We start from the raw sequence: 13,075 nt of genomic DNA, 5'->3' as shown, positions 1-13,075 counted from the left end.
TAGGGGAATTTGAAATTATGGCACTTACCGCTGGAAATATCGCCTTTGTTGGGTTTAACGCCGATGGTAATGACAACATTGCTTTTGTGGCATTAGTTGATATTAACCCTAACGAAGTAATTATTTTTGAAGATAACGAGTGGAACGGTACTGCTTGGAATGATACAAATGAAGGCGCTTTTAGCTGGACATCTGACAGTTTAATCTCCGCAGGAACTATCATCCGCATTGATAATATTGGTTCTGGAGAGATTACTTCCAGCACAGGAACAATTACCCAACCCGTAGCAGAACGAGGCAATAATAGGGGACTGAGTGCCAGTGGTGAAGTGCTTTATGCTTATCAGGGAGATGGAAATTCACCCACATTTATTACAGCAATCGCCGCAGGTGGTTTTAGTGAAAGCAATGGAACACTCACTAATACAGGTTTAACCGCTGGAGTAAATGCCTTAGATTTATCATCTTTAGTAGCTAATGGCGCGGATATTGCTGCTTTTAACAGTGATAGAACAGGTGCTGCTGATTTTGCTGACTATTTACCAATTATCAATAATCCTAGCAATTGGATTGCTCAAGATGGTTCTGGTGATCAAAGTATTGATACAGTAGCCCCAGATGTACCTTTTAGTAACACAGCCTTTACCTTAGCTACTGCTGCATCCATCAAAATTCATACCATTCAAGGAGCAGGTCACACATCGCCTTTACTGGGGCAAATTGTCACAGATGTACCAGGTATTGTTACTGCTGTTGACTCCAATGGGTTTTATTTCCAAGACCCCAACCCTGATGATAATATTGCTACTTCTGAAGCCATTTTTGTCTTTACCGGTAGCGCTCCTCCAGTCAGCGTTGGTGATGCTATTACTGTGACAGGTACAGTCAGTGAATTTACTCCCGGTGGAACAAGTACAGGCAATCTTTCCACTACCCAAATTAGTGGCAATCCCACAATCACCATCCTCTCCAGTGGTAATGCTTTACCCAGTGCGGTTATTCTTGGTGCAGGTGGTCGAGTGCTTCCATTCCAGGTCATTGACGACGATGGACTCACATCCTTTGACCCCACCACTGACGGGATTGATTTCTGGGAATCTGTGGAAGGAATGAGAGTTACAGCTACAGATTTAATTGCTGTGAGTCCTACCAACAGGTTTGGAGAAATTTATACCGTTGCTGATAATGGTGCGGGTGCAACTGGTTTAAGTGAACGTGGCACAATTAACATTGCACCGGACGACTTTAACCCCGAACGCATCCAAATTGACGCAGATAATGGTGTGTTTGATTTTGCCTTCCCCAATGTGAATGTTGGTGATAGGTTGGGTGATGTCACTGGTGTGGTTACATATAACTTTGGTAACTTTGAGATCATTCCCACAGAAGACTTTGTTGGTAATATTCAGTCTGCTAATTTGCAACCTGAAGTTACTACTTTGACTCAGGATAGTGATACTTTAGCCATTGCCACTTACAATGTTCTTAACCTTGATCCTAACGATGGTGATGGTGATTTTGATCTTACTGATAGTCGCTTTAATGCGATCGCAAATCAAATCGTTAATAATCTCCAAAGTCCTGATATCATTGGTTTACAGGAGATTCAAGACAATAGTGGCAGTACCAATGATGGAATTTTCAGTGCCAGTCTAACTCTACAAACCCTGATAGATGCGATCACCGCCGCAGGTGGCCCCACTTACCAATTCATTGACAATACTTTCATTAGCAATAACAACAGTGGTGGACAGCCCGGTGCAAATATCCGTAACGCTTTCCTATACAATGACAGTCGTGTGGATTTGGTAGCAGATTCTGTTCAAACAGTACCCTCTTCTAGTTTTGCTGCTTTCACTGACACTCGCTTACCGCTAATAGCCAACTTCGCTTTTAATGGTGAAGAGATCACAGTAGTTAACAATCACTTCTCATCTAAAGGTGGTAGTAGTCCATTATTTGGTGTAAATCAACCTTCTGTCGGTGGTGAATCTGCTGGTAATGGCCAGGAAGATATTACAATTAATGGATCTTTAGATCAGCGTCGCGCTCAAGCTGAAGCGATAAATGATTTTGTAGACGGGATTTTGGCAACTAATCCTAATTCTAATATCGTTGTCGTCGGTGATTTAAATGAGTTTGAATTTATTTCACCTTTGAGTATTTTGGCAGGTGATGATAATCCTGTTTTAACTAACCTCACCAATACTTTGCCAGAAAATGAACGCTATACTTTCATCTTTGATGGTAATTCCCAATCCCTTGACCACATTTTGGTGAGCAATAATTTGAGTGCAAATGCCCAAGTTGACATTGTTCATGTTAATAGTGAGTTTGTAGACAATGAGGAACGAGCAAGTGACCACGACCCAATTTTAGTAACCCTGACAATCGCTGAAAATACTGATAACCCTAATAACCCTGGATTTCCTTCCGTTGGTACACCCGGTAATGATGACATCTTCCCCATTGCCGGCAGCAGCTTTGATGGTGTACAAGATATTCTGTTTACTGGAGCAGGTAGTGACTCTGTAGACCTATTGCTGGGAGCTTTAGCTAATGCAGGGGATAACCGCATTAATCTAGGTAGTGACGATGATACTATCTATATCAATCGCAGAGATAGAGTTTTCGGTAGCAGTGGTAATGACGAATTTGATGCTACTGATGCTCAAGGTGGAAACCGGATGTCTGGTGGTGCAGGTGATGATGTTTTCTATCTGGGAAGCAATGACCGAGTTTTAGGTGGTGATGGTAATGATAGTTTCTTTGTGCAAGCAGGTGGTGGTAACTTAATTTCTGGTGGTGATGGTAATGATCAATTCTGGATTGTGAATGTTGAACCACCACAAGCTGCTAATACCATTGTTGATTTCCAAGTTGGGATTGATGTGATTGGTATTAATGGTGCTGTCAGTTTGGGTATTACTACATCTACTTTGCAATTAAGTCAGGTGGGTGCTGATACTCAGATTAGTTTTGATAATCAAACTCTGGCTGTTTTGATTGGTATTCAAGCTGTGAGTTTGGATGTAACTGATTCTCAGCAGTTTGTGTTGGTGTAATGAATTATTTTTTTTCACGCACAGACGCACAGACGCAGAGAGAGGAATTAGGAGTGTAGTTTAATTACTAGATAATCTCCCATTACGTTTGGTTAGTGGGAGATTGTCTATTTTAATTTGAATAGGACTTACGTAAAAAATCTCTCAAACCCGGATTTCTCTGCGTCCTCTACAGTATCCTCAATATATTTTCTCAGTCTCCTTGTTTTCCCTCAAGCAAAAGGTAGAGATGCGATAGGGTAAATATTAAACTTGGTTTTTAACAAAGTCCACATTCCCACACTCTCCATACTTACTTTTCATTTAAGAATATCATCTGGATATTGTTATTATGAAATCACACAAATATTAGAAATTGAGTTTTTACCAGAAAAATAACCAGAAGTGCTGTCTCAAAAATAATTATTTTTCACCGATAGTAAGATGTTAGTTTGGAAGATATGATCGCTCATTTTTCCACAGGCAAAACATCATGAAAATGCTCATAATCAATATAACGATGTCCATCAGAAGTGTAATGAATAATATCAACAAACTCATGATGCCAGCGAATATCTTTAATCCCGTAAACATGACGAGCATGAACTAACTGAACTACAGTTTCATCAATCCCAGTCAAAGATACAATCAATGAAGAATGAGTCTTAATTAATGAATCTAATGTCATGCCATACAAAGGACTATTATTATCAATTGCGTGCATAACTGACCAAGACAAAGAAAAATTAGGTGTCTGATTACTGATTAATTGTAAATTGTGAATCCGACGGATAAATTGACCTTCTGCTGTGACTTCATCGCGCATTAAATAAACTTTAATATTTGCTTCTAAAATCATATTCCGACGCTGATTAGCAGTGCGAAACATTAACGTATTAACTCCATCATGTTGGGTAATTACAGCTAATTTACTAAATATCACACGCGCAGTTGGTTGTGAAAAACGAGCAAAGGCTAATCCTGTAATTACGGCAATTGTCATTAAACCAATGATTGCTTCAATGGTAACTATGATATTGGCATAAATCGTTGTTGGATACATAGCACCATAACCAATAGATGCTAAAGTTTGGACACTAAAGAAAAAGGCATCTGCAAAAGAACCAGGTTGAGCATTTGCTATACAATCTCCACCTAATAAATAAGCTAATGCAAATAACAAATTAATAGCTATATAAAAAATAAAAATCAGCAGTAAGAAACCAGTCCAGGGAATTGTTAATAATAAATGGTAAGGGTCTTGCCAATGTGAATGCCATGCACCCATACCCAGAATTTCAACTTTGCCATCGTTTATTTTCAGGTATCTTCTGGGAATAATCTGCTTTTTTTTGTTTTTAAAAAATCTCTTGAATTTCAATTTCATGTTTAGTAACGCACCAACAGTTCATAAATTATGACTCATTCCATTTAGCAGAACAAGCAACACGAAAACCATGATTTTGGTCTTTACTAACTGGAGGATAATTAATACGATAAGCGGAACGACAATAAACTGGACGATATGACCAAGAACCACCACGCAATACTCTACGAGGGTGATTGTCGTTTTCATTTAACCATGCACTACCGTCATTTGGCGCCCCAATATAATTATCATACCAGCCATCTTGACACCATTCCCAAACATTACCATGGATGTCATATAAACCAAAAGCATTAGCGGGAAAAGTACCTACATCTGTTGTTTCTTTGCGATAAATTCCTTTGCTGCCATTACCATAAATATATTCACCATTATAATTAGCTAACTCAGTGCTAATAGTATTACCAAAATAAAAAGGTGTAATTGTACCTGCACGACAAGCATATTCCCATTCTGCTTCACTTGGTAAACGATATAATCTGCCTGTTTTTTGTGAAAGTCTGGCGCAAAATTCCTGAGTTTCATACCATGAAATTTGTTCTACTGGTCTATTCAAACCTTTAAAATTAGATGGGTCTGGATCTAAATCAATTTGAATTTTTGGTAAGCTGGAAACTGCTTTCCATTGTGCTTGGGTGATGGGATATTTACCAAGTAAAAAAGGTTCAATCAAAACAAGATGTTGGGGAAATCCCCTATCCATACTTTCGATTTCTTCTTGTGATGAACCCATTAAAAATTTACCGCTGGAAATAGCAATTAATTCTAAGATTACCCCATTTTCTAATTCTTCTATAAATAATTTTGCTGTTTTTTGACTGCGTTGAATTTCACGATTTTTAATTAAGCCGAAAAGTAGGTTTTTTGACTCTAATTGGGCTGTTTCAAAGACAAAAGGTTGGGTTTTGATAGCTGAAGACCGTGATTTTTGAGGTTGAGAATTAGCCCTTGATCTGTTAATACCAATATTTGGATTTGAAGATTTTGGTAATTTGGGTGGTATAATTTGCTGTCTATTTCCTTGTTTTAATTCTTGATGAGGATGCTGATTTTGTTGATATGATTGTATAACTAATTCTCTAATTTCCTGGGCTTCTTGTACAGATAAACCTAAATCTAATCTTTTATTCTCTAATCTTTTTAGTATGATTGGAGAGAATTTACCATTGTATTTTTGACCTAAACTACTAGCTTCTTGATAATATAAATCTCTGGGGTTAGTGACTACTGGATTTGATAAAATTGCCGTGGGGAGAGAAGGGGTAATTTTTTTTAATTCTGCTAAAGCTGCTTGGGCATTTTGATATCGTAAACTATGGTGACGACGTACCATTTTAGTTAAAAATGCAGCTAAATGATTACTTACTTGAACAGAGTGTTGCCATGACAATTCCGCTGTTTGAGGATCTTCTTCAATATCCTGCGATTGCAAACCTGTTAAAGCTTGAATAGCAGTGATTCCTAAAGCATAAATATCACTGGAGAAGACCGTTTTACCTCTGGCTTGTTCTGATGGCATATAACCAAAAGTACCAGCCATAATTGAAGTTTTTACGCTACCATTACTTTTATAAATGTCTGTTTCTTTAACTATACCAAAATCTATTAAACAAACCTTACCATCTTCTTGTCTACGAATTAAATTTGGAGGTTTGATATCCCGGTGAATCACATTCTGTTCATGTACAAATACTAGAACTTCTAAAACATCTTGCAATAATTTAATTACATAACCTTCACTTAGTTGCTTACCAGGTAAAATTTCTCGATCTAAGCACTGTCCTTGAATAAATTCTTGGACAATATAAAATTTCTCATTCTCTTCAAAGTAAGCTAATAAATGAGGAATTTGGGAATGTGTACCTAAAGCTTCTAAAATTCTTGCTTCCTTCTGAAAAAAATTCATGCGGAAAGTATTATTATGTTGGGATAAAAGTTCTTTAACGACACATATAGGTTTACTGGGTTTTTGCATATCTCTAGCTTTATAGGTAATCCCAAAACCACCATTTCCCAATATTTCAAGAATTTCGTAACGTCCACCTATCCGCATAGTTCACTTTTACCTACAACCCTATAGCGGTAAATAAATACCCAAACTAATCTAGTATAAACCCTAGTAAATAGAATGTGGGGCGAAAATCATGATACTATTTTTCGGATGTGGAAATTACCAGGGAGTGCTATGGCTTACCGAAGGTATGTAGCTAACATTCTCAGATGGTTTCAGTTTCTTAGCCCATTCCCAAACTACAATAAAGAGATAGATCCGAAATATTTTTTGACTACTTTGCTCTATGTCAGTTTTAGCAGCGATCGCCGTCTTGGCAATTTTGATTTTGGTACATGAGTTAGGACATTTTATAGCCGCACGTTCCCAAGGTATTTACGCTAACCGCTTTTCCCTGGGTTTTGGTCCTACTCTCCTAAAGTACCAAGGATCACAAACGGAATATACTATCCGCGCTTTCCCCTTGGGTGGCTTTGTTGGCTTTCCTGATGATGATCCAGATAGCGAAATTCCCCCCAATGATCCGAATTTGCTGCGGAATCGTCCTATTTTAGACCGGGCAATTGTCATTAGCGCCGGAGTGATAGCAAATTTAATCTTTGCCTATTTAGTTCTAGCTTTACAAATCGGTATCGTTGGTGTACCACAAGAATTTCAATTTCAACCAGGGGTAATTGTTAAACCAATTAATGAACAATCTGTAGCTTACCAAGCCGGAATTCGCTCAGGTGATATTATCCTCAGTGTCAACGGTAAAGAATTATTAGCAGATAAAAGTTCCCCCTTATTATTGACTAAAGAAATTCAAAGTCATCCCAATGAACAAATTCAACTGCAAATCCAACATGAAAACCAAACCAAACCTTTAACATTAACCCCTACAGAAAGCCCAGATGGTAAAGGTTTAGTAGGAATTGAATTAGTACCCAATGGTAAAGCAATTTATCGTCATCCTCAAAATCCTATCGAGATTTTTACCGTTGCTGCTGACAGATTTCAGCAATTATTAATTGGTACAGTTAAAGGATTTGGACAGTTAGTAACTAACTTCCAAGAAACTGCCAGTCAGGTTTCAGGCCCAGTTAACATTGTCAAAATTGGTGCTAAATTGGCCGCAGATAATAGCGCAAATCTTTTATCTTTTGCCGCCATCATTAGCATTAACCTAGCCGTCATTAATATCTTACCCCTACCTGCATTAGATGGTGGACAACTGGCTTTTCTGTTAATAGAAGGTTTATTTGGTAAACCTTTACCAGCCAAAATCCAAGAAGGTGTCATGCAAACAGGTTTAGTCCTACTTTTAGGTTTAGGTATTTTCTTAATTGTCAAAGAAACCACTCAGTTAGATGTTGTTCAACAATTAATCCAAGGATTATAACTGAAGATGAGATTGTGGATTTTTATGATGATTAAAAAATCAAAATCCACAATCCTAAAAAACTTACTATTATCTGATAAAATTACATAATTAATTATTTATTAAACTGAACATTGCTGGTGTGACTCGTAAAACATTATCAAAATCATCAAAAAAGCAACGTGCTTTAGAAATTCTCTCCCTTCTTCATCATCTGTATCCAGATGCAACCTGCTCTTTAGATTATCAAACTCCTGTACAATTATTAGTAGCCACAATTCTCTCCGCTCAATGTACAGATGAACGAGTTAACAAAGTAACACCACATCTATTTGGTCGCTTTCCTGATGCAGAAAGTTTAGCAAATGCGAATATATTAGAATTAGAAGAATTAGTCCGTTCGACAGGTTTTTATCGTAACAAAGCCAAAAATATCAAAGCTGCTTGTGGCATGATTGTTAATGATTTTAACTCAATTGTTCCCAATAAAATGGCAGAATTGTTAAAACTTCCCGGAGTAGCTAGAAAAACTGCAAATGTCGTTCTAGCGCACGCTTATGGTATCAATGCAGGAGTGACAGTAGACACCCACGTTAAACGTTTAAGTCAGCGTTTAGGGTTAACCAAAAATACCGAACCTGTAAAAATCGAACAAGATTTAATGAAATTACTACCCCAACCTGAATGGGAAAATTGGTCTATTCGGTTAATTTATCATGGTCGTGCAGTTTGTAAAGCTCGTTCTCCTGGTTGTGATATGTGTAAAATAGCTGATTTATGTAAACAAAATTTGTCTATTTAAGGAGTCAGGAGTCAAATTCTGAAAATATAAAATAAAATTTACAACCATTCAATCATTTTGGCATTTTCTGGTAATTTTGCATTTCTTTGTCCTTGACTTCTCTCCCTACCAGTAAATAAACCTAAAGGAGTATTAAATATATTTACTAAACTAGATTTACCAACCAGATTTTTAATAGTTTCTCTGGGAAATTCTTTTAATAACCAACGCAGCATAATATAACCATATTCTTTATTTTTCATTTCTCTGGTTAATTCTACACCATGCAGTTCATGTAAATAACGATTAGAACGTCCATAACGTCGCCATTGACTCGCTAATTCTTTTATTGTTAATCGGTGACGATGTTGGACAATTGCATCAGGTGAAAATTCTAATTTACCAAGATTTGCTTTGAGAATGCGCCAACAAATATCCGCATCTCCCCCTGTACTGAGATGGGGACGAAATAAACCGGAACTATGAAAAATATTACGTCGAATTGCTAAATTTGCTGTTTGTCCGTAGGGACAAAATTTATTGGCTAAAGTATGTTTTTGCGATAGAGTTTCTTGTTTGTCTGCAAATTGTTCTAATAAACTTTTACCGGGTAAGGCGGTAATTTCTCCAGCGACAATTACCACTTCTGCATTAATAAAAGGTTGAATTAATTGATATAACCATTGAGGTTGAGGACGACAATCAGCATCTGTAAAGGCGATAATTTCACCACTAGCAGCTTTAATCCCTGCATTTCTTGCTGCGTAGGAACTTTGAATATTATTTTCACTGAGAGGAAGAATATTTATGGGGGAATTTGTGGCTGTTTTTTGGAGAATAAAAAGAGTGCGATCGCTACTATTATTATCTACTAATAAATACTCTACTTGATCTTGAGGGTAAGTTTGCAACAACAAGCAATTTAATAACTCTGGTAAATCTGCTTCACCATTATAAATGGGAATCACTACCGATACTTTTGGGAAAAAATCTTGGGTAGTGGTTGCTGCTAGTGAATGATCACTCATAAATATTAGATCATATCTTGTCAAATATTTATCATATAGCAAAAAACAAAAACAAGAAGCAAAAGGCAAGAGTAAAAATTTCCTAGAACTCCTGTACGGGCGAACGTCTGTTCGCCCCTCCTGAATCTTCTGATTATTTAAAACTTCAAATCTTCAGCCCGCACACTCAAAGGTGCTGAAGTTTTGGCAGTTTGGGAAGTTTGAGCAGGTGTTGCAGGTTTAGCAAAGTTTTTATTTGATAAAGCCAGAATAGCGCGAGCGTATTGTGGATCACTCAAAGTCCCGATTAAATTGGGATTATCCGCTAACTGACGCTGTTGGGCTGTAGTCAAATCTAACTCAATATCAGGGACAATACCCTTTTTGTTGATATCTGTACCTTTGGGAGTATAGTAATGAGCAATGGTGACAGCTAACCCAGAACCATCAACGAGTTCATGAACTGACTGCACTAAGGCTTTACCAAAGGTTTTACTACCCACTACCACCGCGCGGTTATTATCCTTGAGTGCGCCGGTGAGAATTTCACTCGCACTGGCAGAATTACCATCTACAAGTACGGCTAAGGGTTGATTTGTCAAGGCGGTGCGATTAGCTTTCGTTTCTTCGCTACTGCCCACACGGTCTACGGTTTTGACAATGCCACCACTATCTAGCCACATCCGTGCTATTTCAATACTGGCTTGTAACAAGCCTCCTGGGTTGCCACGCAAATCTAACACATAGGAATCAACTTTTTGCCTGTTTAATTCCCTAATTGCTCGCTGCATTTGTTCCGCTGCATGGGAGCTAAATTCTCTCAACTGAATGTAACCAATTCTCCGCCCACCATCTTGCTTGAGGGTATAATTAACTGTGGGAATTTCAATGGTTGCTCTGGTCAGTTTAACATCAAAAGTATTTTTTCCAGGTCTTTGTAGTCGTAAATTGAGGCTAGTTCCCACTTGACCACGAATTAAACTTGATGCCTCATCCACTTTCATATTCTGAGTGGATTTACCATTGATTGCTAAAATCTGATCACCTTTTTTAATTCCGGCTTTGATTGCTGGTGAGTTTTCTATAGGTTCAACAACTGTTAATTTCTTGGTTTTTTCGTCTATTTCCATCCGAATACCAATCCCTGATACTTCCCCAGATGTTTGACTGGTTAAGGCTTGGAATTGTTTGGGATCAAGAAATCTTGTGTAGGGGTCTTCTAATCTTTGTAAAGCTTTACGGATTTCTACGTAAGCTTGTTCATTGGAAGTATATTCTTTACTTAACAAGCTTTGCCTGATTGCTTGCCAATCTTGTTGATTAAATTTGCCATCAACATATTCCCGATTTACCAATTGCCATACTTGGTCAACTAAGGCTTTAGGACTATCTTGTAGAGCAGCATGAACGCACCTTGTCCACGCTTGGCCAAATACGGATATAGTAGCAGTTGTAGCGATCGCTCCACCAATCAAGGCTGCCTGGAGCGGTGAGTGACGTTTCGCAGAATGATTCATGTATATCAGCTGGAATAATTGTATATTGACTATATTGACAGTTTAGCAATCAGAGTTTCCTGAAAATTTCTTAAAAACTTGCAGTTTTTACCTCCTAATTTTAACTATTCTTTGTCCATCACTTTTTTACACGTAAATGATGTGGAAATTACTATCTTTTCATTAATAGTTGTTGTTTGTGTGTAGTATTTTTATAGCAAAAACCACCACGGAAAATTAGTGACTTTCGTCATGATTTACGTTTTATGCTCCAAATCCTTTTTTTAAGATAGCATTTTGTTGAATTGGCCGTAGAACTTTTCAATAGTAGACAAGAAAATTTTAATTTTCTACGTTATGAAGCACAAATTTACAACTAAATCAGCATTCTTTTGGCATAGCAGATTGAGAAAGTTTAGGCGTTTGCTCAAAAATATTGGTTTGGGGTGTGGTTTGCTTCTATCTATTTGGCTGATTGTGACTACTATAACCTTGGTTTCTGCGTCTTCACAGCCTGTAGACGCTGTTTTAGTCCTTGGGGGTAGCATTCGCAGAGAAATTTATGTCGCTCAACAAGCTAAAAATTATTCCCAAATACCAATTCTGATTTCTCAGGGTTCTGCAAATCCCTGTATTTGGTTGATTTTTCAGCGGGAATCAGCAGATTTACAAAAGGTCTGGCTGGAAAATTGCGCTCGTTCTACTTTTGAAAATTTTTATTACAGTATCCCTATTTTTAAACACTGGGGAGTTTACAAGGTAAAATTAATCACTTCTGGTTCTCATGTCTTGAGAGCGAAAATAATGGCACAAATTCTTTTAGGATCTCATGGTATCTGGGTAGAAACAGATATTGTCCAGGAACAAGGCATTCCCGGTAATCGGGAATTTTTGATGAAATCTATATTAGATGTTACTCGTAGTTTATTCTGGGCTGTTTTTAGTCAGTTTATTTATCCCCAATGTCACAATGTCACAAGATTAGCTGATGTAGATATACAAGCATGGGAACAAAGAGGTTTTCGTTGTGAACATCAAGGGGGAATTAAAAATTATTAAATCATGATTATAAATTACCTCCCCAGCTATTATTTTTGGTGGCATCTGTTTTAGGTATTTCTGTATCGTTTGTATTTACAGGTGTTGTGGGAGAATCAGCAACTTGACAACAAGAATTTACAGAATAATTAGCAAATTCTTTTAATTCTACTGACTCTAATAATTCATTCCATTCTGATTTTAACAGATGATTTTCCTGCCAATTGGCCAAAATTTCTAATGTTTCATGCCAAATTCCATAGTCTGAATATAATTGAGCTTGTAATTTTGGATTTTCTGGAAAATTTTCTAATCTTTCCAGTTGTTGTGCTGTTAGGGATTTTATTTCTAACCATCCTTCCACGAATTTATCAGCGTCTCTTTGTGCAGGTTCACATCTAACTATAAATCGCCAACCATAGATTTTATTTGCTTGTAATTTTAGTGTTTCTGGCAGTTTTACTTTCACTATACCTGGATTCTGAGGTAGTGAAAATTGAGTTGTGTAAATATCTTTTTCAGGATTTAATTCAAAAATCTGAAAGTCTACTGGTTTATTAACAATCTGACTATACACATAAATTGCAGGGTGAGGATTTAGGCTGGTAATGATGTTATTATTTGGTGCGATCGCCTTTAATTTGACTAGCTGGGATTGATTTTCTCCTAAATCACAACCACCTCTTGCACCTGATCCTTCAGTTCTTTTCGGCGCTCCTCTATCAGCTACTTGTGGAAATTTAACACTAACTTTATAGCCAGGGTTTAATTGCGCTTGACTCTGGGTTGATAAACTGGAAATAATGAAGATAGCTGTTAAAAATCTAACTGCTAAAATTTTGATGGTAAATGCTGTTTTTTTTGTCATGATAACTTCTGCTCTAACTAAATTGTGAGAACTAGAAAATTTATTAATAATAATGTACTGAATCTGACTAAATTTGCTTATTT

Annotated in this window: 9 protein-coding genes; 4 read left to right on the top strand and 5 right to left on the bottom strand. The window is 37.2% G+C overall.

Annotated features, from left to right (window positions below; translation table 11 throughout):
- Positions 1–17: 17 nt before the first annotated feature.
- On the top strand, positions 18–3,065 hold the full coding sequence (locus WJM97_RS08115) for an endonuclease/exonuclease/phosphatase family protein (RefSeq protein WP_353932537.1): 3,048 nt from the start codon (positions 18–20) through the stop codon (positions 3,063–3,065).
- A 448-nt stretch (positions 3,066–3,513) separates the two neighbouring features.
- Here the strand turns inward: WJM97_RS08115 and WJM97_RS08110 are convergent, their stop codons facing one another.
- Positions 3,514–4,431, bottom strand: a complete 918-nt coding sequence (locus WJM97_RS08110; protein ID WP_353932536.1) for an ion channel — start codon at positions 4,429–4,431, stop codon at positions 3,514–3,516.
- 28 nt (positions 4,432–4,459) lie between these two features.
- Complete coding sequence (locus WJM97_RS08105) at positions 4,460–6,484, bottom strand: bifunctional serine/threonine-protein kinase/formylglycine-generating enzyme family protein (RefSeq protein ID WP_353932535.1); 2,025 nt, start codon at positions 6,482–6,484, stop codon at positions 4,460–4,462.
- Between the two features lie 244 nt (positions 6,485–6,728).
- On the opposite strand from WJM97_RS08105, the gene rseP reads away from it, so the two are divergent.
- Both rseP and nth read left to right on the top strand, forming a co-directional pair.
- Complete coding sequence (gene rseP / locus WJM97_RS08100) at positions 6,729–7,823, top strand: RIP metalloprotease RseP (protein WP_353932534.1); 1,095 nt, start codon at positions 6,729–6,731, stop codon at positions 7,821–7,823.
- A gap of 121 nt (positions 7,824–7,944) precedes the next feature.
- Positions 7,945–8,604, top strand: coding sequence for an endonuclease III (gene nth / locus WJM97_RS08095; protein WP_353932533.1), 660 nt, complete (start codon positions 7,945–7,947; stop codon positions 8,602–8,604).
- Between the two features lie 38 nt (positions 8,605–8,642).
- Here nth and WJM97_RS08090 read toward each other — a convergent pair whose 3' ends face one another.
- Together WJM97_RS08090 and ctpB are read right to left on the bottom strand one after the other, a co-directional pair.
- On the bottom strand, positions 8,643–9,611 hold the full coding sequence (locus WJM97_RS08090) for a glycosyltransferase (protein ID WP_353932532.1): 969 nt from the start codon (positions 9,609–9,611) through the stop codon (positions 8,643–8,645).
- 137 nt (positions 9,612–9,748) lie between these two features.
- On the bottom strand, positions 9,749–11,107 hold the full coding sequence (gene ctpB, locus WJM97_RS08085; RefSeq protein WP_353932531.1) for a carboxyl-terminal processing protease CtpB: 1,359 nt from the start codon (positions 11,105–11,107) through the stop codon (positions 9,749–9,751).
- 336 nt (positions 11,108–11,443) lie between these two features.
- Between ctpB and WJM97_RS08080 the strand changes: the two genes are divergently transcribed.
- A complete protein-coding gene (locus WJM97_RS08080; protein ID WP_353932530.1) occupies positions 11,444–12,145 on the top strand; it encodes a YdcF family protein in 702 nt (233 codons plus the stop codon).
- 7 nt (positions 12,146–12,152) lie between these two features.
- Here the strand turns inward: WJM97_RS08080 and WJM97_RS08075 are convergent, their stop codons facing one another.
- On the bottom strand, positions 12,153–12,992 hold the full coding sequence (locus WJM97_RS08075; protein WP_353932529.1) for a DUF928 domain-containing protein: 840 nt from the start codon (positions 12,990–12,992) through the stop codon (positions 12,153–12,155).
- Positions 12,993–13,075: the final 83 nt, after the last annotated feature.

The organism is Okeanomitos corallinicola TIOX110, assembly GCF_038050375.1.
Classification (GTDB): domain Bacteria; phylum Cyanobacteriota; class Cyanobacteriia; order Cyanobacteriales; family Nostocaceae; genus Okeanomitos; species Okeanomitos corallinicola.
The sequence above is the reverse complement of the archived record's forward strand: the minus strand, read 5'-3'. Positions and strand labels throughout refer to the sequence as shown.

Bases quoted from the DNA above. Each gene is read 5' to 3' on its own strand.
- WJM97_RS08115 (WP_353932537.1), top strand. From the start codon at position 18: ATGGCACTTACCGCTGGAAATATCGCCTTTGTTGGGTTTAACGCCGAT.
- WJM97_RS08110 (WP_353932536.1), bottom strand. From the start codon at position 4,431: ATGAAATTGAAATTCAAGAGATTTTTTAAAAACAAAAAAAAGCAGATT.
- WJM97_RS08105 (WP_353932535.1), bottom strand. From the start codon at position 6,484: ATGCGGATAGGTGGACGTTACGAAATTCTTGAAATATTGGGAAATGGT.
- rseP (WP_353932534.1), top strand. From the start codon at position 6,729: ATGTCAGTTTTAGCAGCGATCGCCGTCTTGGCAATTTTGATTTTGGTA.
- WJM97_RS08090 (WP_353932532.1), bottom strand. From the start codon at position 9,611: ATGAGTGATCATTCACTAGCAGCAACCACTACCCAAGATTTTTTCCCA.
- ctpB (WP_353932531.1), bottom strand. From the start codon at position 11,107: ATGAATCATTCTGCGAAACGTCACTCACCGCTCCAGGCAGCCTTGATT.
- WJM97_RS08080 (WP_353932530.1), top strand. From the start codon at position 11,444: ATGAAGCACAAATTTACAACTAAATCAGCATTCTTTTGGCATAGCAGA.
- WJM97_RS08075 (WP_353932529.1), bottom strand. From the start codon at position 12,992: ATGACAAAAAAAACAGCATTTACCATCAAAATTTTAGCAGTTAGATTT.